Origin of the sequence: Cellulomonas sp. Y8 (assembly GCF_008033115.1) — a bacterium.
In the GTDB taxonomy this organism is placed as follows: Bacteria; Actinomycetota; Actinomycetes; order Actinomycetales; family Cellulomonadaceae; genus Cellulomonas.
In genome coordinates this window covers 3,641,282-3,660,980 of sequence record NZ_CP041203.1, presented here as the reverse complement: position 1 = coordinate 3,660,980, position 19,699 = coordinate 3,641,282, and the positions used below count along the sequence as shown (strand labels likewise).

Annotated in this window: 14 protein-coding genes, 1 tRNA gene and 1 pseudogene; 4 read left to right on the top strand and 12 right to left on the bottom strand. The window is 77.1% G+C overall.

All coding sequences use genetic code 11. The features are described from left to right. Nucleotides 1–12: 12 nt before the first annotated feature. Together FKM96_RS16620 and FKM96_RS16615 are read left to right on the top strand one after the other, a co-directional pair. Entirely contained in the window at nucleotides 13–900 is an 888-nt protein-coding gene (locus tag FKM96_RS16620; protein ID WP_147796166.1) for an acyl-CoA thioesterase II, read from the top strand. 87 nt (nucleotides 901–987) lie between these two features. Continuing rightward, nucleotides 988–1,983, top strand: a complete 996-nt coding sequence (locus FKM96_RS16615) for a DNA topoisomerase IB (RefSeq protein ID WP_147796165.1) — start codon at nucleotides 988–990, stop codon at nucleotides 1,981–1,983. A 5-nt stretch (nucleotides 1,984–1,988) separates the two neighbouring features. Here the strand turns inward: FKM96_RS16615 and FKM96_RS22335 are convergent, their stop codons facing one another. Together FKM96_RS22335 and FKM96_RS22330 are read right to left on the bottom strand one after the other, a co-directional pair. Further along, nucleotides 1,989–2,246: an O-methyltransferase gene (locus FKM96_RS22335; RefSeq protein WP_371300537.1), complete on the bottom strand. Its 258-nt coding sequence runs from the start codon at nucleotides 2,244–2,246 to the stop codon at nucleotides 1,989–1,991. Between the two features lie 118 nt (nucleotides 2,247–2,364). Further along, nucleotides 2,365–2,673 (bottom strand): annotated as a pseudogene (locus FKM96_RS22330) (O-methyltransferase); the annotation flags it as partial. A gap of 95 nt (nucleotides 2,674–2,768) precedes the next feature. On the opposite strand from FKM96_RS22330, the gene FKM96_RS16605 reads away from it, so the two are divergent. Continuing rightward, on the top strand, nucleotides 2,769–4,469 hold the full coding sequence (locus FKM96_RS16605; protein WP_371300442.1) for an SDR family oxidoreductase: 1,701 nt from the start codon (nucleotides 2,769–2,771) through the stop codon (nucleotides 4,467–4,469). A 223-nt stretch (nucleotides 4,470–4,692) separates the two neighbouring features. Here the strand turns inward: FKM96_RS16605 and FKM96_RS16600 are convergent, their stop codons facing one another. From FKM96_RS16600 to FKM96_RS16570, 7 genes are all read right to left on the bottom strand, one after another. Next, nucleotides 4,693–5,226: a thioesterase family protein gene (locus tag FKM96_RS16600; protein WP_147796164.1), complete on the bottom strand. Its 534-nt coding sequence runs from the start codon at nucleotides 5,224–5,226 to the stop codon at nucleotides 4,693–4,695. Between the two features lie 224 nt (nucleotides 5,227–5,450). Beyond that, nucleotides 5,451–7,088 (bottom strand): GTPase, encoded by a 1,638-nt coding sequence (locus FKM96_RS16595; RefSeq protein ID WP_147796163.1) that lies wholly within the window; start codon nucleotides 7,086–7,088, stop codon nucleotides 5,451–5,453. Continuing rightward, nucleotides 7,085–9,226: a GTPase domain-containing protein gene (locus tag FKM96_RS16590; RefSeq protein ID WP_147796162.1), complete on the bottom strand. Its 2,142-nt coding sequence runs from the start codon at nucleotides 9,224–9,226 to the stop codon at nucleotides 7,085–7,087. Before FKM96_RS16590 ends, FKM96_RS16595 begins: the two co-directional genes overlap by 4 nt. A 176-nt stretch (nucleotides 9,227–9,402) precedes the next feature. Next, the gene (gene ettA / locus FKM96_RS16585; RefSeq protein WP_147796161.1) at nucleotides 9,403–11,085 is read right to left on the bottom strand and encodes an energy-dependent translational throttle protein EttA; all 1,683 of its coding nucleotides are present in this window, start codon (nucleotides 11,083–11,085) and stop codon (nucleotides 9,403–9,405) included. 150 nt (nucleotides 11,086–11,235) lie between these two features. After that, nucleotides 11,236–11,811 (bottom strand): single-stranded DNA-binding protein, encoded by a 576-nt coding sequence (locus FKM96_RS16580; RefSeq protein ID WP_147796160.1) that lies wholly within the window; start codon nucleotides 11,809–11,811, stop codon nucleotides 11,236–11,238. Nucleotides 11,812–12,099: 288 nt separating this feature from the next. Continuing rightward, nucleotides 12,100–13,584: a GTPase gene (locus tag FKM96_RS16575; RefSeq protein ID WP_147796159.1), complete on the bottom strand. Its 1,485-nt coding sequence runs from the start codon at nucleotides 13,582–13,584 to the stop codon at nucleotides 12,100–12,102. Further along, nucleotides 13,581–15,272 (bottom strand): dynamin family protein, encoded by a 1,692-nt coding sequence (locus FKM96_RS16570; RefSeq protein ID WP_246855037.1) that lies wholly within the window; start codon nucleotides 15,270–15,272, stop codon nucleotides 13,581–13,583. Before FKM96_RS16570 ends, FKM96_RS16575 begins: the two co-directional genes overlap by 4 nt. 164 nt (nucleotides 15,273–15,436) lie before the next feature. Here FKM96_RS16570 and FKM96_RS16565 point away from each other — a divergent pair. Next, a tRNA-Arg gene (locus FKM96_RS16565) sits at nucleotides 15,437–15,509 on the top strand. A gap of 271 nt (nucleotides 15,510–15,780) precedes the next feature. On the opposite strand, the gene FKM96_RS16560 is transcribed toward FKM96_RS16565, so the two are convergent. The 3 genes from FKM96_RS16560 to FKM96_RS16550 all read right to left on the bottom strand — a co-directional run bounded on the left by FKM96_RS16560 (nucleotide 15,781) and on the right by FKM96_RS16550 (nucleotide 19,698). Then, nucleotides 15,781–16,161: a hypothetical protein gene (locus FKM96_RS16560; protein ID WP_147796157.1), complete on the bottom strand. Its 381-nt coding sequence runs from the start codon at nucleotides 16,159–16,161 to the stop codon at nucleotides 15,781–15,783. Nucleotides 16,162–16,381: 220 nt separating this feature from the next. Continuing rightward, nucleotides 16,382–18,724 carry a glycoside hydrolase family 3 N-terminal domain-containing protein gene (locus FKM96_RS16555; protein ID WP_147796156.1) on the bottom strand — a complete coding sequence of 781 codons (2,343 nt, stop codon included), beginning with the start codon at nucleotides 18,722–18,724 and terminating at the stop codon, nucleotides 16,382–16,384. Continuing rightward, the gene (locus tag FKM96_RS16550) at nucleotides 18,721–19,698 is read right to left on the bottom strand and encodes an ABC transporter permease (protein ID WP_147796155.1); all 978 of its coding nucleotides are present in this window, start codon (nucleotides 19,696–19,698) and stop codon (nucleotides 18,721–18,723) included. Before FKM96_RS16550 ends, FKM96_RS16555 begins: the two co-directional genes overlap by 4 nt. Nucleotide 19,699 lies beyond the last annotated feature (1 nt).

The following is a 19,699-nucleotide window of genomic DNA, read 5'->3' as shown; positions in this document are numbered from 1 at the left end:
ACGCTGGCCCGCGTGACCGACGCCGCGCCCTCGACCGCCTCCGCCTCCGACCCGATCACCGCGCTGCTCGGCGTCCTCGACGTCGCCCCCGGCGCCGGCCCGGACGCCTTCACCGCGGCGAGCCTGCCGAAGCCCGGCGGCCGGGTGTTCGGCGGCCAGGTCATCGCGCAGGCGCTGGTCGCGGCCGGCCGCACCGTCCCGGACGGCCGGCTCCCGCACTCGCTGCACGGGTACTTCCTGCGCGCGGGCGAGGTCGGCACGCCGATCGAGCTCGGCGTCGAGCGGCTGCGCGACGGCCGGTCGTTCTCCGCCCGACGCACGCACGCGGCGCAGGACGGCGACCCGATCCTGTCGATGATCGCGTCCTTCCAGGAGGACCAGCCCGGCGTCGAGCACACCGAGCCCGCGCCGGAGGTGCCCGCCCCCGAGGACGTCGAGTCGGCGATGGACCGCATGGGCCACCTCGACCACCCGGTCGCCCGGTTCTGGACGCACGAGAGCGCGTTCGACGTCCGGCACGTCGGCGGCTCGCTCTACCTCGGCCCGGCCCCGACGCCCGAGGGCCGGCAGCGGGTGTGGATGCGCGCCAAGGGCGCCCTCCCGGACGACCAGCTGCTGCACCGCGCGCTGCTCGCGTTCGCGTGCGACCAGATCATGCTCGAGCCGGTGCTCCGCCGCGCCGGGCTGTCCTGGCTGACGCCGGGCCTGTCCGTCGCGAGCCTCGACCACGCCATGTGGTGGCACCGGGACGTCCGGGTCGACGACTGGCTGCTGTTCGACCAGGACAGCCCGTCGGCGCAGGGCGGGCGCGGGCTCGGCAGCACCCGGGTGTTCGACCGGTCGGGCGCGCTGGTGGCGACGATCGCGCAGGAGGGCATGGTCCGGGTCCCGGCCGCCTGACGGGCGCGGGGGCCGGTGCTGCGGCCCCTCCCTGACGGCTCAGGCGCTCCGCTGGCGGGGCCCCGCACCCCGGTGCACAGTGTCCCGGTGGTGAGGCTGCGACGGGTCAGGATCGACTCCCCGGGGTGGACCCGGCGACGTGCGGGGAAGGGCTTCTCCTACCTCGACGTCGACCGCGTCACGCGGATCACCGACGTCGAGCACCTGGACCGGATCCTCGCGCTGGCCATCCCGCCGGCGTGGCAGGACGTGTGGATCAGCCCGTGGGCCAACGGGCACATCCAGGCGGCCGGGCTCGACGACGCGCAGCGGCGGCAGTACCTGTACCACGAGCAGTGGCGCCGCCGCCGCGACCGGCTCAAGCACGACCACGTGCTCGACGTCGCCCGGCGGCTGCCGGCCGCGCGCCGGTCGGTGCGCCGCGACCTCGCGCTGCCGGGGTTCCCCCGGGCGAAGGCGCTGGCCCTGGCGTTCCGGCTGCTCGACCTCGCGTACTTCCGGGCCGGCGGCGAGGGCTACGCGCAGCGGAACGGCTCCTACGGCCTCGCGACGCTGCGCCGCGAGCACGTCCAGGTCCTGGCCGACGACGACGGCGCCGAGACCGCCGTGCGGTTCCACTACCCGGCCAAGTCGGGGCAGATCCGGGACGTCGTCGTCGAGGACGCGCAGGTCGCGGAGCTCGTCGGCACGCTGCTGCGACGGCGCGGCGGCGGGCCCGAGCTGCTGGCGTGGCGCGACGACGACGGCTGGCACGACATCACCAGCGCCGAGGTGGGCGCGGACGTGAAGCACCGGCTCGGCGACGACGCCAGCCCGAAGGACTTCCGCACCTGGCACGCGACGGTGCTCGCGGCGCGCGGGCTGGCGGCGTCCGGCGCGGCGCCGAAGTCCGAGCGCGGCCGGCGGCGGGTCGTGGCGACGGTCGTCAAGGCGGTGTCCCACGAGCTCGGCAACACCCCCGCGGTGTGCCGGGCGTCGTACATCGACCCGCGCGTCGTCGACCTGTGGACCCACGGGACCACCATCCGCCCCACGCGCTCCCAGGCGGTCGCGGAGAAGGAGACCCTGGCGCTGCTGTCCTGAGGGCGTCAGTCCCGCACGCGGGCCAGCGCGAAGCCGTCCCAGCCCTTCGCGCCGACCGTCTGCAGGGCGGTGGCGTCCAGCCGCGGGTGCGTGCCGAGCGCGTGCAGCACCTCCCGGGACCCGACGACGCGCGGGTCCTCGGACGCCGCGTCGGCCACCTCGCCCCGGCGCACCACGTTGTCGACCACGATCACCGTGCCGGGGTGGGACAGCCGCACGGCGAGGTCGAGGTAGCGCGCGTTGCTGGGCTTGTCGGCGTCGATGAAGACGAGGTCGAACGCCTCCTCGCCCTGCGCGAGCAGGCCCTCGACCGACTCCCCCCGCGGGCCCCTCGACCAGCCGCACCCGGTCCGCGACGCCCGCCCGCACGAAGTTGTCCCGCGCCACGGCGGCGTGCGCCGGGTCGATCTCCAGCGTCGTCACGTGCCCGTCCGGCCCGACCGCGTCGGCGAACCACAGCGTGCTGTACCCGGCGAGCGTGCCGAACTCCAGCACTCGGCGGGCACCCGCGATCCGGCACAGCAGCCACAGCAACCGGCCCTCCGTCGGCGCGACCTCGATGGCCGGCAGCCCGGCCGCGCGGCCGGCGTCCCGCGCCGCGACCAGCGGGGCGCTCTCCGGCACCAGCTCCTCGACCAGGTACGCGTCGACCGCGGCCCAGCCCTGCTCCCCCGACCCGTGCTCGCCCATGGTCCGATCATGCACCCGCGCCGGCCGTCGCGGACGGGGTGGGAGCACCCGCGCCCCCGGATGCGGGCGGCGCGGGGGCGTCGGAGACTGCGGACGTGCCCCAGGACCCCGCCGTGACCAGCCCGGGCGCGGACGCGCCCACCGCCGACGACCTGCTCCACGAGCCGGTCGCCCGCACCCTGACCGGGATCGTCCCCGGCGTCGGCGACGACGGCCGCCCGCGCCCCGACGCCCCGCTCGTCGCCGTGACCGGCGTGACCGGCTACGTCGGCGGCCGCCTCGTGCCCGAGCTGCTGGCCGCCGGCTACCGGGTGCGCGCGATCGCCCGGCGCCCCGAGCGGTTGCGCGGCCGCCCCTGGTACGACGCCGTCGAGGTGGCCCAGGCGGACGCCGCCGAGCCCGAGCAGATCCGCGCGGCCCTCGAGGGCACCGACGTCGCCTACTACCTGATCCACTCGCTGGGGTCGGGCCGCCGCTTCGAGCAGCGCGACCGGCATACGGCGCTCGTGTTCGGCGCCGCCGCGCGCGAGGCGGGCGTCGGCCGGATCGTCTACCTCGGCGGGCTGTCCCCCGACACCGAGGACCTGTCTCCCCACCTCGCGTCGCGCAAGGAGGTCGGCGAGATCCTGCTGGCCTCGGGCGTGCCGACGACGGTGCTGCGCGCGGCCGTGATCCTCGGCTCGGGGTCGGCGTCGTTCGAGATGATGCGCTACCTCACCGAGCGGCTGCCCGCGATGACGGTGCCGAAGTGGCTGGACAACCGGATCCAGCCGATCGCCGTCCGCGACGTGCTCCGCTACCTGGTGGGCTCGGCGTCGATGCCGCCGGAGGTGAGCCGGGAGTTCGACATCGGCGGGCCCGACGTCCTGACCTACCGCGACATGATGCAGGGCTACGCGAAGGCCGCCGGGCTGCCGCGGCGGATCATCGTCAAGGTGCCCGTGCTCACGCCGCGGCTGTCGAGCCACTGGGTCGGGCTGGTCACGCCGGTGCCGTCCGGGATCGCGCGGCCGCTCGTCGAGTCGCTGGTGCACGAGGTGGTCTGCGACGAGCACGACATCGCGGAGTATGTGCCGGACCCGCCCGAGGGGCTGATCTCGTTCCCGCGCGCGCTGCGCCTCGCGCTCGCCCGCATCCGCGAGGCCGACGTGACGACGCGCTGGTCGTCCGCAGGCGTGCCCGGGGCGCCGTCGGAGCCGCTGCCGTCCGACCCGGACTGGGCCGGCGGGTCGCTCTACGAGGACGCCCGGAGCGTCGAGGTCGACGCCTCCCCCGCGGCGCTGTGGCGGGTGCTGGAGTCGGTCGGCGGCGAGCGCGGCTGGTACTCGTGGTCGCTCGCCTGGCGGGTGCGCGGGCTGATGGACCGGGTCGTCGGCGGTCCGGGCCTGCGCCGCGGCCGGCGGGACCCGCGGCGGCTCGTCGTCGACGACGCGGTGGACTTCTGGCGGGTCGAGGAGGTGCAGCCCGGCCGGCTGCTGCGGCTGCGCGCCGAGATGCGGCTGCCCGGCCTGGCGTGGCTGGAGCTGCGGGTCGAGCCGGAGGGCGGCGAGCCCGCGCGCCCGGCGACCGGCTCCACCGACGCCGACGACCGCCCGGCCGACGTGTCGCCCGACCGCTGGACCACGCCGCCCACCCGGTTCGCGCAGCGGGCCGTGTTCCACCCGCACGGCCTGCTCGGGCAGCTGTACTGGTGGTCGGTCTACCCGTTCCACGGCGTGGTGTTCGGCGGGATGCAGCGCAACATCGCCCGCGCGGCGGAGACCGCGGAGCGCTCGCGCCGCGACCTCCCGCGCTGACCCGCCGCGAGCGCCGCGCCCGCCCGCGCCCGCCCGCCCCTGCGCCGAGATCGGACCGTGGCGGCGAGATCGGACCGTCTCCGGTCCTACCTCGCCGCGCGGGCCCTATCTCGGCGCGCGGCTGCGCCGAGGTCGGAGGTTCGCGCCGAGATCGGTGCCTGGAGGCACCGATCTCGCGCGGAAGCACCGATCTCGCGCCGAGGGCAGTCGGCGCGCGCAAGGGTCAGCGGCCTCGGCGGCGGAAGGTCGGCGGGGTCTCGACGTACGGGAGCCAGGCGGCGCGCTCGGTCTCGCCGATGCGGCGGGGCGACCCGCTCGCGGCGTCGACCAGCACCAGCGTCGTGACCGCGCGCGCGTACGGGGCCGGCGCGCCGGCGGCAGCGTCCGGGGACGCGTCGTGCACCTCGTAGCAGACGTCGATGCTCGCGCCGCCGAGGTGGCCGATCCACATGTCGACGACCACCGGCGTCCGGCGGTAGCCCAGCGGGCGCAGGTACTCGACCTCCTGGCGGGCGACCAGCGTCGCGGTCCGCGCGCCCGGGCCGGCGTCGAGCACGGCGGTCGGCCACGTCTCGCGGTCGGCGGTCCCGGTCGCGGGCGCGGCGCCCTCGCCCAGCGGGTCGGCGGGCGCGGGGTGCGCCCAGAACGCCTCGATGCGCGCCTCCTCGAGCAACCGCAGCAGCTCGACGTTGTTCACGTGCCCGTACGCGTCCATGTCGGACCAGCGCAGCTGGACCGGCACCCGGAGCCTGGTCATCCGTCCCCCGTTCCTCGGTGCGGCGCCGCGGGGTGGCGCCCCCAGCATCCTGCCCCTCCCGCCGGGGCGGGCGGGTGCGGCGCGCGTGTGGCGTCGGCCGCACCCGGTCCCGGCACGCCGCCGGGTCCGCCGGCAGGGCTCCGCCCGGCTCGACGGCCCCGGTCCGCCGCAGCGCCGCGCGGGTGCGGGCACGGCGCCGGGCCCCCGAGCGCCGACCCGCCCGGTCAGCGCCCCCGGTCGCCCGCCGCGCGGAGCGCCTGCTCCCGGCACGCCGCCAGGTCACCCAGCACCGCGGCGGCCGGGTCGGCGACCCGCTCCCGCGCGACCCGCGTCACCGCCGCGAGCAGCCGCGCCCGCGCCGCGCGCGCCCGGCCCCGGGCCCGCAGGCGCGCGAGCCCTGACGCCAGGAGCGCCAGCAGCGCGCCCGCGAGCAGCCCGCCGACGAGCAGGACGGTCGGCGCCGGGAACGGGCCCCACTCCGGCGTGCGCGGCACCGGCAGCTGCAGGTACGCCAGCCCCGCGAGCGCCGCGAGCCACAGCGCCCCCGCGACGGCCGCCGCGAGCAGCAGCCACTGCAGCCACCCGGCGACCCGCACCCACGCCCCCGGGCGGTCGGGCAGCAGCGTCGTGCCGCCGACGGCCCGGTCGAGGTCGTCGGCCAGGTCGGCCACGCCCACCGCGTCCCGGACGGCGAGCGCCCAGGCGTCCGGGGCGTCCGCGGTGGCGCCGTCGACGTACCGCCGTACGGCCGACGACGCGGCGGCGCGCGCGGCGAGGCCCGCGGGCGGGACCGAGGTCCGCTCGACCGCACCCGGCTCGGTCTCGTCGGCGGGCGCGCCCCGGCCCCGGCGGCCTGCGCCCGCGCCCGTCGCCAGGTGCAGCCGCCGCAGCGGGTCGGGCCGCAGCCGGGCGAGCCAGCGCACCGGCGGCCAGCCCGCCCTCGCCACCGCCCGGCGCACCGCCGCCCGCCGCACGGCCTCGACCACCACCGGCACGCCCGCGGCCTCGGCGAGCGCGTCCGTGAGCGCCGGCAGGTCGCCGTCGTCCCGGCCCCGCCGCCGATCCGGCGCCGCACCGCACGCGTCGAGCACCCGTCGCGCGGCCACCTCGACGTCGGCCGTCATCCGCGCGACGGCGACCCGGCGGCGCTCGGCGGCGTCGTCGAGCAGGTCGCGCAGCGCGGGCACGCCCTCGCCCGTGCGCGCCGACGCGGCCAGCGTCCGCACGCCGGGCAGCCCGTCCGCGGCCGCCAGCCGGCGCAGGTCGCCGAGCACGGCGTCGACCTCCGCGGGCGCGAGCCGGTCGGCCTGGTTGAGCACGAGCACGACCACCTCGGCGTGCCGGGCGAGCGGACGCAGGTAGCGCTCGTGCAGGGCCGCGTCGGCGTACTTCTGCGGGTCGACGACCCAGACCAGCAGGTCGACCCGCTCGATCAGGTGCTCGGCGCGCAGCCGGTGCGCCTCGACGACGGAGTCGTGGTCGGGCAGGTCGAGCAGCACCAGCCGCGAGCCCGCCGCGCCCGGCCCCGCGGGCAGCCCGTGCCGCCGCCGCACCCCGAGCCAGTCGAGCAGCGGCTCCGCGCCCGGCCCGCGCACGGCCGCGAGCGCCTCGCCGGTCGTCGGCCGCTGCACCCCGGGCCGGGCGATCTCCTCGCCGACCAGGGCGTTCACCAGCGACGACTTCCCCGACCCGGTGGCGCCCGCGAGCGCGACGACGGTGTGCTCGGCGGACAGCGCCGCCCGCTCGCCGACCCGCGCCAGCACCGCGCGGCCGTCCGTGACGGCGTCCGCGGGCAGCCGGCCCTCCCCCGCGTCCAGCGCCGCGCCCAGCGCGGCGACGCGGTCGTGCAGCGGGAGGCTCATCCGCGGTCCTCCCGGCCGAGCAGCCGCCGCCAGAACCCGCCGCGGTGACGGTCGCCGGGGTCGGCGGTGCCGGGCGTCCCGGCGCCGCCGGCGGCGTCCGGTCCCGCACTGCCCCGGCCGCCGGCTCCGGCCGGGGCGGTCGCGGCGGACCAGGTCCCGCCACCGGCGCCCGGGGTCCGGCCCGGTCCGGCACCGCCGGACACCGCGCGCCACCGGTCCGCGCCCCGCAGGCTCGTCGTCCCGGCGAGCGCGGCCGTCGTCCCGCCGACGGCGGCGTCGCCGGGCACCGGACGCGCACCCGCACCCGCGGCGTCGGCGCCACCCGGCCCGGGACCCGCAGGGCCGGCGCCCGTCGCACCCGCCGCACGGCCCGCGCGCTCCGCCCGTGCCGCGTCCGCCACCGCGGTCGCCGCGCCCCGCAGCGCCTCCCCGCCCGTGAGGACGAGCGCGTCGAGCTGCGCCGTGTACCGGGCCGCCTCCCCGGCCAGCAGCCCGCGGACCCGGGCGTCGAGCCGCTCCCGGGCCTCCGCGGTCAGCCGGCGCACGGCGTCGTCGCCGAACACCGCCTCGAGCAGCTTCTGCGCGACCACGGCCGTGCCGCCCGCGATGCCGACCTCGACCCCGGTGAGCCCGCCGGTCGAGGCGAACGCCAGCACCATGAGGCTCACGCCCAGCGCGTTCACCCCGAACGACAGCGCCCGGGCGGTGCCGCGCCGCTGCGCGCCCTGCTCGCCGACGAGCGCGAGCACGTCCGCCTGCCACGCGCGGATCTCCCGGTCCACGTCGGCCCGCAGCGTCGCGGACGACCGGGACAGCCCGAGGTCCGGCAGCAGCCCGGCGCCGGACGGGTCGCCGCGCCACGCGGCGTGCGTGCGCTCGGCCGCCGCGTCGGCGGCGTCCAGGACGACGGCGGCCAGGCCGTGCGCGATCGCCTGCTCCACGGGCGCCGGTGCGGCGGGCCGGCCCCGCAGGAACCCGACGACCGCGTCCCGCACGCGCCCCACCCCGCGCTCGACCGAGCGCAGCAGGTCGCCCGTCCCGACGAGCTCCTGCCAGCGGGCCAGCACCTCGCCGCGGAGCATCGCGCCGTCCGACGTCGCCGCGCCGACCTGCGCCGCCGCCTCGGCGTAGGCGCGCGCGACCGCGTCCCGCAGCCGGGCCGCCGCGATCACCTGCTCGCCGGCCGCCCGCGCGAGCGCCAGCCCGCGACCGGCGAGGTCGTCGACCACCCCGTCCCGGGTCGCGACCGCGACCGCGCGCCGGGCGGCCGCGTCGCCGCCGAGGTCCGACAGCCACGCCGCGACCGGCCCGACCGCGTCCTCCGGCAGCAGGCCGTCCGAGCCCACGCCCTCCGCGACCGCGAACAGCGGGGCGGCGAACAGGCCGTTCGCGTCCAGCATCCGGCGCAGGTCCTCGACCGCCGCCTCGGACCCGGGGTCCACCCGGTCGACGACGAGCGCGACCTGGGCGTGCCGCTCGGCCGCGGTGTGCAGCAGGTCCCACGGCACCGCGTCCGCGTACCGGGCGGCGGTCGTGACGAACAGCCACAGGTCCGCCGCGGCGAGCAGCTGGGCCGCGAGCCGGCGGTTCGCCTCCTCGACGGAGTCGACGTCCGGCGCGTCCAGCAGCGCCAGCCCGCGGGGCAGCGCCGGGCTGGGGGCCAGCCGGACCGCTGCGGCCCCGGGCTCGGCCGCCCCGGGGTCCCCGGCCGCGCTCTCGTCCGCCCCGCGGTCCCCCGCCAGGCGCGCGAGGCCCGGCAGCACCCGGTCGCCGGCGAACCAGCCCGCGTCGAGCGGGTGGTGCACCAGCACCGGGGAGCGCGTCGTGGGTCGCAGCACGCCGGGGTCGCTGACCCGCTCGCCGAGCAGCGAGTTCACCAGCGTCGACTTCCCGGCGCCGGTGGAGCCGCCGACGACGACCAGCAGCGGCGCCCCGGCCGAGCGGAGTCGCGGCAGCAGGTAGTCGTCGAGCTGGTCGAGCGCGGCCCGGCGGTCGCCGCGGGCCTGCGCGGCGCCGGGGGCGTCCAGCGGCAGCGCGAGGTCGCGCAGCCGGGCGCGGAGCCGGTCGAGGGCGTCCGCGAGCGCGGCGTCCGCGCCGGTCACCGCGCCGGCGGCGGGCGGGGGCGTGTCGTCGGCCATGGCGCCCATCCTGCCGTCCGCCGACCCTCCCCGCCCTCCCGCCGGGCACCCACACACCGGGACGACGAGTCGGCCGGGCGGGGCGGGCGTCCCGGGCTGGACCGCCGGGACCCGGCACAGCAACGGCCGCCGCCCCGGGAAGGGGACGGCGGCCGCTGCGGGTGGTGCAGAGTCGCTCAGTCGCGCGTGAGCTTGCGGTACGTCACGCGGTGCGGGCGGGCGGCGTCGGCGCCGAGCCGGGCCACCTTGTTCTCCTCGTAGGAGGCGAAGTTGCCCTCGAACCAGTACCAGCTCGCCGGGTTCTCCTCGGTGCCCTCGTACGCCAGGATGTGCGTCGCCACCCGGTCGAGGAACCACCGGTCGTGGGACACCACGACGGCGCAGCCGGGGAACTCCAGCAGGGCGTTCTCCAGCGACCCGAGGGTCTCGACGTCGAGGTCGTTGGTGGGCTCGTCGAGCAGCAGCAGGTTGCCGCCCTGCTTGAGGGTGAGCGCGAGGTTCAGGCGGTTGCGCTCACCACCGGACAGCACGCCCGCAGGCTTCTGCTGGTCCGGGCCCTTGAAGCCGAACGAGGCGACGTACGCGCGGGACGGCATCTCGACGTTGCCGACCTTGATGAAGTCGAGCCCGTCGGACACGACCTCGAACAGCGTCTTCTTGGGGTCGATGCCGCCGCGCGACTGGTCGACGTAGGACACCGACACCGTCTCGCCGACCTTGAGCGAGCCGCCGTCGAGCGGCTCCAGGCCCACGATCGTCTTGAACAGCGTGGTCTTGCCGACGCCGTTCGGGCCGATGACGCCGACGATGCCGTTGCGCGGCAGCGTGAAGCTCAGGCCGTCGATGAGGACGCGGTCGCCGAAGCCCTTCTCGAGCTTCTCGGCCTCCAGCACGACGCTGCCCAGACGCGGGCCCGGCGGGATCTGGATCTCCTCGAAGTCGAGCTTGCGGGTCCGGTCGGCCTCCGCCGCCATCTCCTCGTAGCGGGCCAGGCGGGCCTTCGACTTGGCCTGGCGGCCCTTCGCCGAGGAGCGCACCCACTCGAGCTCGTCCTTGAGGCGCTTGGCGAGCTTGGCGTCCTTCTTGCCCTGCACCTCCATGCGGGCGGCCTTCTTCTCCAGGTAGGTGGAGTAGTTGCCCTCGTACGGGTACAGCCGGCCGCGGTCGACCTCGCAGATCCACTCCGCGACGTGGTCCAGGAAGTACCGGTCGTGGGTGACCGCCAGGACGGCCCCGGGGTAGGTCGCCAGGTGCTGCTCGAGCCAGAGCACGCTCTCGGCGTCGAGGTGGTTGGTGGGCTCGTCGAGGAGCAGCAGGTCGGGCTTCTCGAGCAGGAGCTTGCAGAGCGCGACGCGGCGGCGCTCACCACCGGAGAGCACGGTCACGTCGGCGTCCGGCGGCGGGCATCGCAGGGCGTCCATCGCCTGCTCGAGCTGGGCGTCGAGGTCCCACGCGTCGGCGGCGTCGATGGCCTCCTGGAGCTGACCCATCTCGGCCAGCAGCGCGTCGAAGTCCGCGTCGGGCTCGGCCATGAGGGCGGAGATCTCGTTGAACCGGTCGATCTTGCCCTTGATCTCGGCGACGCCCTCCTGGACGTTGCCGAGGACCGTCTTCTCCTCGTTCAGCGGCGGCTCCTGCTGGAGGATGCCGACCGTGAAGCCGGGGCTGAGGCGCGCCTCGCCGTTGGAGGGCTGGTCGAGCCCGGCCATGATCTTGAGGATGGTCGACTTGCCCGCGCCGTTCGGCCCGACGACGCCGATCTTGGCGCCGGGCAGGAAGTTCAGCGAGACGTCGTCGAGGATGACCTTGTCGCCGTGCGCCTTCCGCGCCTTGTACATGCTGTAGATGAACTCAGCCACTGGCTTCTCGTCCGCCTCGGGGTCGTCGGTTCCGGTGTCGCGCGCGCCGGGCGACCTCGCGGTGCCGGGCGACGGCGCGATCCCCCAGCCTAGGCGATCCCGGCCCGTCGGACCGCGCCGTCGCCGTGAGCAGCCGCCCGGCGGTGCGCCTCAGGCCGTGAGCCGCTCGGCCCGGGCGAGGTCGTCGCCCAGCGGGTCGTCGTCCGGCAGCTCGACCGCCAGGCTGAGGTCGACCGGGGCGGGCTCGCCGGCAGGCGTCCCCGACGCGTCGACCACTCCGTCCCTGTCCTCGTCCGCATCGCCCGGTCCGCCGTCCTCGTCCGGCCCGCCGGGCCCGCCCGGAACGCGCGTCGCGTGCACCGTCCGCGTGAACCGCGTCGTCCCGCGGGACAGGTCGTGCCCCACCGCGTCCGCCGTCAGCTCGGCCGTCGTCCGCGGCCGGCCGTCGGGTGCCACCCAGTCGACCAGCCGGAGCCGGCCGTGCACGACCACGGGCTCCCCGCGACGCACCGCGTCCGCGACGTTGAGCGCGAGGTGCCGGAACGTCTTCACCGTGAACCAGCTGGTGTCGGCGTCGACGTACCCGTCCTGGTCGCGGTCGTACACGCGCGGGGTGCTGGCCAGCCGGAACTTGGTGAACGGCACCTGCCCGTCGTCGCCGAGGTAGCGGACCGGGTCGCTGCCGACCCAGCCGACCACCGTGACCGTGAGCTCGTTGACCGCCATGCGTCCTCCTGGTGCCCGGGGCCGGCGCCCGTGCGGGCCGGCCGTGGACACGACGCTGCCGGGTCCCGCGCCGGCCGCGCGCGGCACCCGTGCCGGACCTGGGGACGACGCACGGCACCGGGGCCTGTGGTCGGCTCGGCACCCCGTGATCCCGGGGCTGCACCGCCGCGACCGGCCGGCACCGCCCTGGCCCTCCGGCACCGCCCCGGCCCGCCGGCACCGCCCCGGCCCGCCTCCGGCCCATCGCCGCCCGGGCGTCAGGCCTCCCGGGCAGACCGCGCGCAGCCCTCAGGCCTCGCGGGCCCCCGCGGCCAGCTCCCGGACCCGCCGGTGCTCCGCGAGCACGGCCGTCGTCGGCTCCGCCAGGCACCGCCGCGCGACGCCCTCCAGCGCCTCGCGCCCGTCCCGGCGCACCCGCTCGGCGCGCCGGGTCGCCGCCGCGCGCCGAGCGCGTACCGCGAGCCACGCGCACAGCACCGCCAGCACCGCGAGGCCCGCAGCGAGCGGCCAGCCCAGCCGGAGCAGGTCCTCGGGGCCGGTGCCCGACCCCCACGTGCGCCACGCGCCCGCGCCGGCCGCCGCGACTGCACCGACGCCGAGCACCACGGCCAGCACCAGCAGGGTCACCGCGAGCCGCGACCGCCGGGTCACGACCGCCACCCGGGACAGCGCCTCGTCCGCCGCCGACCGGACCTCGTCGGTCGGGGCGAGCGCGCCGCGCACCGCCTCGACCCAGCGCCGCGGCAGCCGGGCCGTGACCGCGTCGGTCCACTGGCTGCGCGCCAGCGCGACGGCGCCCTCCTGCACCGAGACGAGCTCGGGCACCGTCGTCGCGCTGCCCCGCACCACCGCGGCCACCGCGTCGGCGAGCGCCGGCAGCCCCGCCGCGTGCGCCAGCGTCACCGCCACGGGGGTCACGTCGAGCGCGTCGGCCGGAGGCTCGGCGTCGCCGACCTCGCCCTGCACGAGCCGCGCCGCGTCGGTGATCTCCGCGGACGCGCGCCGCGCCGCGAGGCTCTGCCGCCCGACGACCTCGGCCAGCGTGTCCCGCATCTCCGCGACGCCCTCGCCGGTGCGTGCGGACGTCGTGCGCACCTCGACGCCCGTCAGCCCGTCGGCCGCGAGGAGCCGGCCGACGTCGGTCGCCAGCGCCTCCCGCTGCTCGGGCGGCACCGTGTCGACCTGGTTGAGCACGACGAGCATCGCGCCCTCGTGGCCCACCAGCCCGCGGAGGTAGCCGGAGTGCAGCGAGTCGTCGGCGTACTTCTGCGGGTCGACGACCCAGATCAGCAGGTCGGCCATCGGCAGCAGCCGGTCGACGGCCTCGCGGTGCGCGTCCTCGATCGAGTCGTGGTCCGGCAGGTCGAGCAGCACGAGGCCGCGCAACGGCGCCTCGGTGTCCCCGTCGAGGGCGCTCTCCCGCTCGATCCGGCGGTCCTCGGCGACCTCCAGCCAGTCGAGCAGCTTCTCGCCGCCCCCGCCCCACACGCACGCCGTCGGCTGCGAGGTGGTGGGCCGCTTGACGCCCACCTCGGCGAACTCGAGGCCGCAGATCTCGTTGAACAGGCTCGACTTCCCCGAGCCGGTGCCGCCGAGCAGCGCGACGACGGTGTGGTCGACGCCGAGCGCGAGCCGGGTCCGCACCTGGTCGCCGATGCCCCGGACCCGGGTCGCGACGGCCGGGTCGACGCGGTCGCCACCCACCGCGAGCGCCTCGTCCAGCCGGGTCAGCCGCTTGGTGAGCGCCGCGGTGTCGCTGCGCGGGTCGGTCATGTCAGCCCCTTGATCACGGCCAGCCGCAGCCGCAGCGTCGACGCGGCGTCGGGTGCGAGCGCCGGGCGGTCGAGCACGGCGACGGCCGCGTCCCGCTCGCGCGCGGCCTGGTCGGCGGCGTGCTGCGCGAGCCGGTCGCGGAGGGTCGCCGCGACGGCGGTGCCGCGGTCGCCGAGCAGGTCGACCAGCATCCCGTCGGCGGGCTCCAGCCCCGCGGCCGAGGCGAGCGCGAGCGCCGCCAGCCCCTCGTCCCCGAGCGCGCGCTGCGCGGCGGCGGCCCGCTTGGCTGCCTTCCCGGCGGCGCGCTTCGCGGCGCGGTCGTCGGCGGCGTGCGCCGGCGCGGTGTCGTCGGCGGTCAGCACCTCGACGGCGCCGCCGACCCAGTCCCGGGCGGCGCGCTCGACCTCGCGCGGCCGGTCCGCGGCGCGGTCCGTGGTCGACCAGTCCCCGGCGAGCGTCGTGGCGCCCGCGGGTCCCGACGCCAGCGCGTCGCGCAGCGCGGTCTCGGTCGCGGCGCCGACCGCGGCGAGCGTGGAGCTCGCCGACGACACCAGGTCCTGCACCAGCGGCATGACCGCGGCCGCGCGGTCCCGCCCGGCACGTCGCGACCGGTCGACCCGGCCGCCGCCCTTGAGCACGTCCGCGAGCGCCGCACCGGGCGCCGTGAGCTCGGTCCAGCGCGCCTGGACCGTGCCCTGCGCGACGGCGCCGCGGGTGATCGTGCGCCGCGCGTCCTCGGCCGGCGCGCGCACCGCGTCGTCCAGCGTGGTGCGCACCGCCGTCGCGGCCTCGGCCTGGCGGTCGACCGCCTCGATCAGCTCGTCGACCCACGGCCGCAGGGCGGTGAACGACCCGCGCAGCGTCCGGGCCACCACCGTCCGCGCCCGGTCGGCGCCCGCGAGCATCGTCAGCCAGCGCGTGATCGGCGCGACGAGCGGCGGGTCCATGAGGCCCTCGTGCGGACCGAGGTCCGGGACCACGAACAGCGGGGACCCCTGCATCCCGTGCGAGCGCAGCCGGTCGAGCAGGTCGCCGCGCACCGTGGGCAGCGAGGCCGGGTCGACGCGGTTGAGCACCATCGCCACGGACGCGCCGCGCTCGGTCGCGCCGGTGAGCACCCGCCACGGGAGCGCGTCGCCGTACCGGGCCGCAGTCGTGACGAACAACCACAGGTCCGCCGCCTCGAGCAGCCGGTGCGCCGAGCGCCGGTTCGCCTCCTCGACCGAGTCGACGTCCGGCGCGTCCATCAGGGCGATGCCGCGGGGCACCTGCTCCGAGGCGACGATCTCCACCGCGTCGGTGACGGGGTGCTCGCGCACCAGCTCGGCGTCGTCCGGGTGGTGCACCAGGACCGGCCGCCGGGTGGTCGGCCGCAGCACGCCGGCGGTCGTCACCTCGGTGCCGACCAGCGAGTTCACCAGCGTCGACTTGCCCGCCCCGGTCGACCCCGCGACCACGACGATCGCCGGCGCGGACAGCTGCCGCAGGCGCGGGACCAGGTGGTCCGCGAGCTGGTCGACCAGCCGGGTCCGGGACGCGCGCGCCGTGCCGACGCCGGGCACCTCCAGGGGGAACTCGGTGGCCCGCACGTCGCGCAGGAGGTCGGTCAGGGCGTCGAGCAGGGACGTCGCGGCGAGCGGCCGGTCGAGGACGTCCCGCGCCGCCGAGCTCTCCGCCTGCACGTTCACACCGTCATCCTCTCGTGTGAACGGGGAGGCGGCCAAACGTCCGCGCCGTGTGACCTGCGGCGACTTCTGCACGTGGCCCGCCGTGGGGCGCCGGACCGGGCCGCGGCGGGCGCGTACCCTGGGGTCCGCCCGGTCGCGCGCCCCGTCGCGCGGCGGCCGGCGACGCCTCCATAGCTCAATGGATAGAGCAACGGCCTTCTAATCCGTCGGTTGCAGGTTCGAGTCCTGCTGGGGGCACCCCGGGGCCCGCCCAGCGCGTGCGCGCCCGCCGGGCAGCGGGTCGTCACGCCCCACCTCGTGCGACCGGCGGGAGACCGCCGCCCGGTGCAGGAGACCGGTGACGAGCGGGAGCCGCCGGCTGGACCGGGGCGTCGTACGCGGTCGCTGCGGGGTACCGCGCGTCGTCGCGGTGGTCGCGTCGATCCGCGACCGCCCGGTGCCCCGAGCCACTCACCCGTGGGACGTGCAGGCACCGGTCACGCTCCCGGCGGGGGCACGGCGCGCCCGCTCACCACCGCCGCGGCGGCTCGACCCTCCCCGGTGAGGCCTCGATGCCGGCCCGACGCCGCATCGAGCTCGGGCACCCCCCCCGCGCCTCGCCGCTCGGCCGAGCGGCACCGAGGTCCTCGATCCGCTGGGTGTACGGCCTGGCGGCGCGGCTGCGTCGCCAGGCCCGCGCGACGACCCACCCCACGACCAGCAGGTACAGCCCCAGATGGACGAACCACCAGGCGCCGCGCGCGTGCACGTCCGGCTCCTCCGACCGCGCGGCCCCGTAGACCTGCAGGGCGAACCACACGGCCGGGAACGGCGCGAGCACCGTGAGCACGCGTGCGCGCCGGCGCAGCCGGAGGTAGGCCAGCCGGTCGACGGGCAGGGGTAAAGGCACGCCCGACCCTTCGGCCCCGAACGGCGCGACCTGAGGCGTCCGCCCGCCCGTGCCCCGTGGCCGCGCGCCGGCGCCCCAGCGCACCTCGGACGCCGCCCCGCGTCCCGCCCGGCGAGCGTGTACGAGACGCGTCGAGCGAGTATCCGCCACCTGCTCGCTCGACGCGTCTCCTACACCCTCCGTGCGCCGGCGAACGCCGGCGCACGGAGGTCGCGCGCCCTCAGCGCACCTCGAACGCCGCCCGCAGCAGGTCCGCGTCCCGCGAGGAGCGGCCCACGAGGACGTCGAACCGCCCCGGCTCCACGACCCGCCGCCCCGCGGCGTCGACGATCGTGCAGTCCGCCACCGCGAGCTCCACGGTCACCTCGACCGACGCCCCGGGCGCGACGTCCGCCTGCGCGTACGCCTTGAGCTCCTTGTCCGCCCAGGACACCGAGGTCACCGCGTCGGAGACGTAGAGCTGCACGGTCTCCCGCGCGGGCCGCGTCCCGGTGTTGGTGAGCGTCACCGTCGCCCGCACGGTGTCCCCGACGCCCGCGACGGACCGGTCCAGCCGCAGGTCCGCGTACTCGACCGTGGTGTAGGACAGCCCCTCGCCGAACACGAACGCCGGCTCCTGGGTGAGGTCGGCGTACCGGTCGCCGTGCTGGCCGCGGATCTGGTTGTAGTACGTCGGCTGCTGACCGGCGTGCCGGGCGAACGAGATCGGCAGCCGCCCGGACGGCTCGGTGAGCCCGAGCAGCACCTCGGCGACCGCCTGCCCGCCCTGCATGCCGGGGTTCGCGACCCAGAGCACCGCGTCGGCCGACGCGACCGACGGCGGCAGCACCAGCGGCTTGGACGCGAGCAGCACCACGACGAGCGGCTTCCCGGTGGCGGCGAGCGCGTCGAGCAGCGCGTTCTGCCCGCCGACGAGCTCCAGCGTGGCGGTGGACCGGCCCTCGCCGACGAGCTGGATCTGGTCGCCGACGACGGCCACCACGTAGTCCGCGTCCTCGGCGGCGGCGACCGCCTCCGCGATGAGCGCCGCGTCCGGCTCGACCGGCACGCCGATCTTCGGCCGCGGCTGGCCGTCCGGGTAGAGCTCCCCCGCCGGGTCCGGCACCAGGTCGAGGATGTCGGCGCCCCGGCTGTGCGAGACGGCCCAGCCGACCGGCGCCGCGGCCCGCAGGCCGTCGAGGATCGTCACGATCATGTCCCGCGGGTGGCCGTCGGGCAGCCAGTCGGCCTGGCCGGAGTTGCCGGCCCAGTCGCCGAGGTGCGCCTCGTGGTCGTCCGCGAGCGGGCCCACGACCGCCACGCGGCGCGGGGTGTCGTCGCCGCCCGAGGCCCGCAGCGCACCGGGCGCCGGGACCCCGCCGCCGTCGGCCGCCCGCGCGGCAGCCCCGGGCACGCCCGCGAAGCCGCCGGCCAGCGGCAGCACGCCGGAGTTCCGCAGCAGCACCAGCGAGCGTCGCGCGACGTCGAGGTTGAGGTCCGCGTGCTCCGCCGCACCCACGACGCTCGCCTGCGCCGACGCGGACGGCCGGCGCGGGTCCTCGAACAGCCCCAGCCGGAACTTCAGCGTGAGGATGCGGCTGACGGCGGCGTCCAGCTCGGCCTCGGCGAGCAGCCCGGACTCGATGGCCTCGAGCGCGCCCGCGAAGAAGCCCGGCGTCGTCATCACCATGTCGTTGCCGGCCTTCACCGCCGCGGCCGCGGCGTGCGCGTAGTCGGGCTGGACCTTCTGCTCCCAGACCATGCGGCCGACGTTGTCCCAGTCGGTGATGAGGGTGCCGGTGTAGCCCCACTCGCCGCGGAGCACGTCGTTCAGCAGCCAGTCGTTGACCGTGATCGGCACGCCGTCCATCGTCTGGTAGCCGAGCATGAAGGTGGCGCAGCCCTCCCGGGCCACCCGCTCGAACGGCGGCAGGAACCAGGACCGCAGCTTGCGCCGGGAGATGTCCGCCTCGGACGCGTCCCGCCCGCCCTGGGTCTCGGAGTACCCGGCGAAGTGCTTGGCGGTCGCGAGGATCGCCGTGGGGTCGTCGAGGCCGGTGCCCTGGTAGCCGCGGACCATCGCGGAGGCGAGCTCGCCGATGAGGAACGGGTCTTCGCCGAACGTCTCGTCCACCCGGCCCCAGCGCAGGTCGCGGGCGATGCAGAGCACCGGGCTGAACGTCCAGTGCACGCCGGTGGTGGCGACCTCGCGGGCGGTGACCCGGGCGACCTGCTCGACGAGGTCGACGTCCCAGGACGCCGCCATGCCGAGCTGGGTCGGGAAGATCGTCGACCCCACGAAGAACGAGTGCCCGTGGATGCAGTCCTCGCCGACCAGCAGCGGGATGCGCAGCCGGGTCTCGGCCGTCAGGTCGTGGGCGTGCGCGAGCCGCTCGGGCGACGCGTGCAGGATCGACCCCACGTGCTTGTGCAGGATGTCGTCCGCGTAGTCGCCCCGGGCGTCGAGCTGGAGCATCTGCCCGACCTTCTCCTCGACGGTCATCCGCGCGAGCAGGTCCTGCACGCGGTCGGCGACGGGGAGGCTGGCGTCGAGGTAGCGGACGTCGAGGGACGTGGGGTTCATGAGGTGGTCGATCCTTGCGTCGTGTGCGAGGTGACGGCGGTGACGCCGTCGGTGGTGTCGAGGCCCTTGCGCCGCATGGCGCGGGCCAGCTCTCCGGCCGAACGCAGCCGGGGGTTGATGTACTCGTCGATGCCGAAGTTCAACAGTGCCAGGGCGACGCCGATCGCCGCGATGCAGAGCCCGGGCGGCAGGAACCACCACCACTGGTTCTGGGTGAAGGCGCCCTGGGCCGAGGCCCAGTTCAGGATGGTGCCCCAGTTGTACGCGTTGACCGGGATGACGCCGATGTAGGACAGCGTGGTCAGGCCGAGGATCGCCGCGGTGACCGACCCGACGAACGACGAGGCGATCAGGGCGGTGAGGTTCGGCAGCATCTCGACCCCGATGATCCGCCGCAGCGGTTCGCCGTTGAGCTTCGCGGCCTGCACGAAGTCGCGGTTGCGCAGCGACATCGTCTGGGCCCGCAGCACCCGCGCGCCCCAGCCCCACCCGAGGATGCCGAGGATCGCGGCGACGACCCACAGCGGCGGGTTGGTGAACCGCGAGGCGATGATGATGAGGATCGGGATGCCCGGGATGACGAGGAAGACGTTCGCCAGGGCCGACAGCGCCTCGGACCGCCACCCCGGGAGGTAGCCGGCGAGGACGCCGACGACCAGGGCGATCGCCATCGAGATGAGCGAGGTCAGCGCGCCGACGACGACCACGCCGCGGGTGCCGTAGATGACCTGGCTGAGGACGTCCTCGCCGAGGTGGGTGGTGCCGAACCAGTGCGTGCCGCTCGGCGGCTGCAGCCGGGCGGTCGCGTCGATCTGCGTCGGGGAGAACGGGGCGAGCTGGTCGGCGAAGACCGCGACGAGCACGAACACCGCGAGGATCGACAGGCCGGTGAGCGACTTGGCGTTGCGGAACATCGCGAACGACGCGCCGAGCCGGGCGCCGCGGCCCCGCGGGGTGAGCTGGGTGGTCGTCATC

Bases quoted from the DNA above. Each gene is read 5' to 3' on its own strand.
- FKM96_RS16595 (WP_147796163.1), bottom strand. From the start codon at position 7,088: ATGAGCCTCCCGCTGCACGACCGCGTCGCCGCGCTGGGCGCGGCGCTG.
- FKM96_RS16575 (WP_147796159.1), bottom strand. From the start codon at position 13,584: ATGACCGACCCGCGCAGCGACACCGCGGCGCTCACCAAGCGGCTGACC.
- FKM96_RS16590 (WP_147796162.1), bottom strand. From the start codon at position 9,226: ATGGCCGACGACACGCCCCCGCCCGCCGCCGGCGCGGTGACCGGCGCG.
- FKM96_RS16550 (WP_147796155.1), bottom strand. From the start codon at position 19,698: ATGACGACCACCCAGCTCACCCCGCGGGGCCGCGGCGCCCGGCTCGGC.
- FKM96_RS16580 (WP_147796160.1), bottom strand. From the start codon at position 11,811: ATGGCGGTCAACGAGCTCACGGTCACGGTGGTCGGCTGGGTCGGCAGC.
- FKM96_RS16600 (WP_147796164.1), bottom strand. From the start codon at position 5,226: ATGACCAGGCTCCGGGTGCCGGTCCAGCTGCGCTGGTCCGACATGGAC.
- FKM96_RS16555 (WP_147796156.1), bottom strand. From the start codon at position 18,724: ATGAACCCCACGTCCCTCGACGTCCGCTACCTCGACGCCAGCCTCCCC.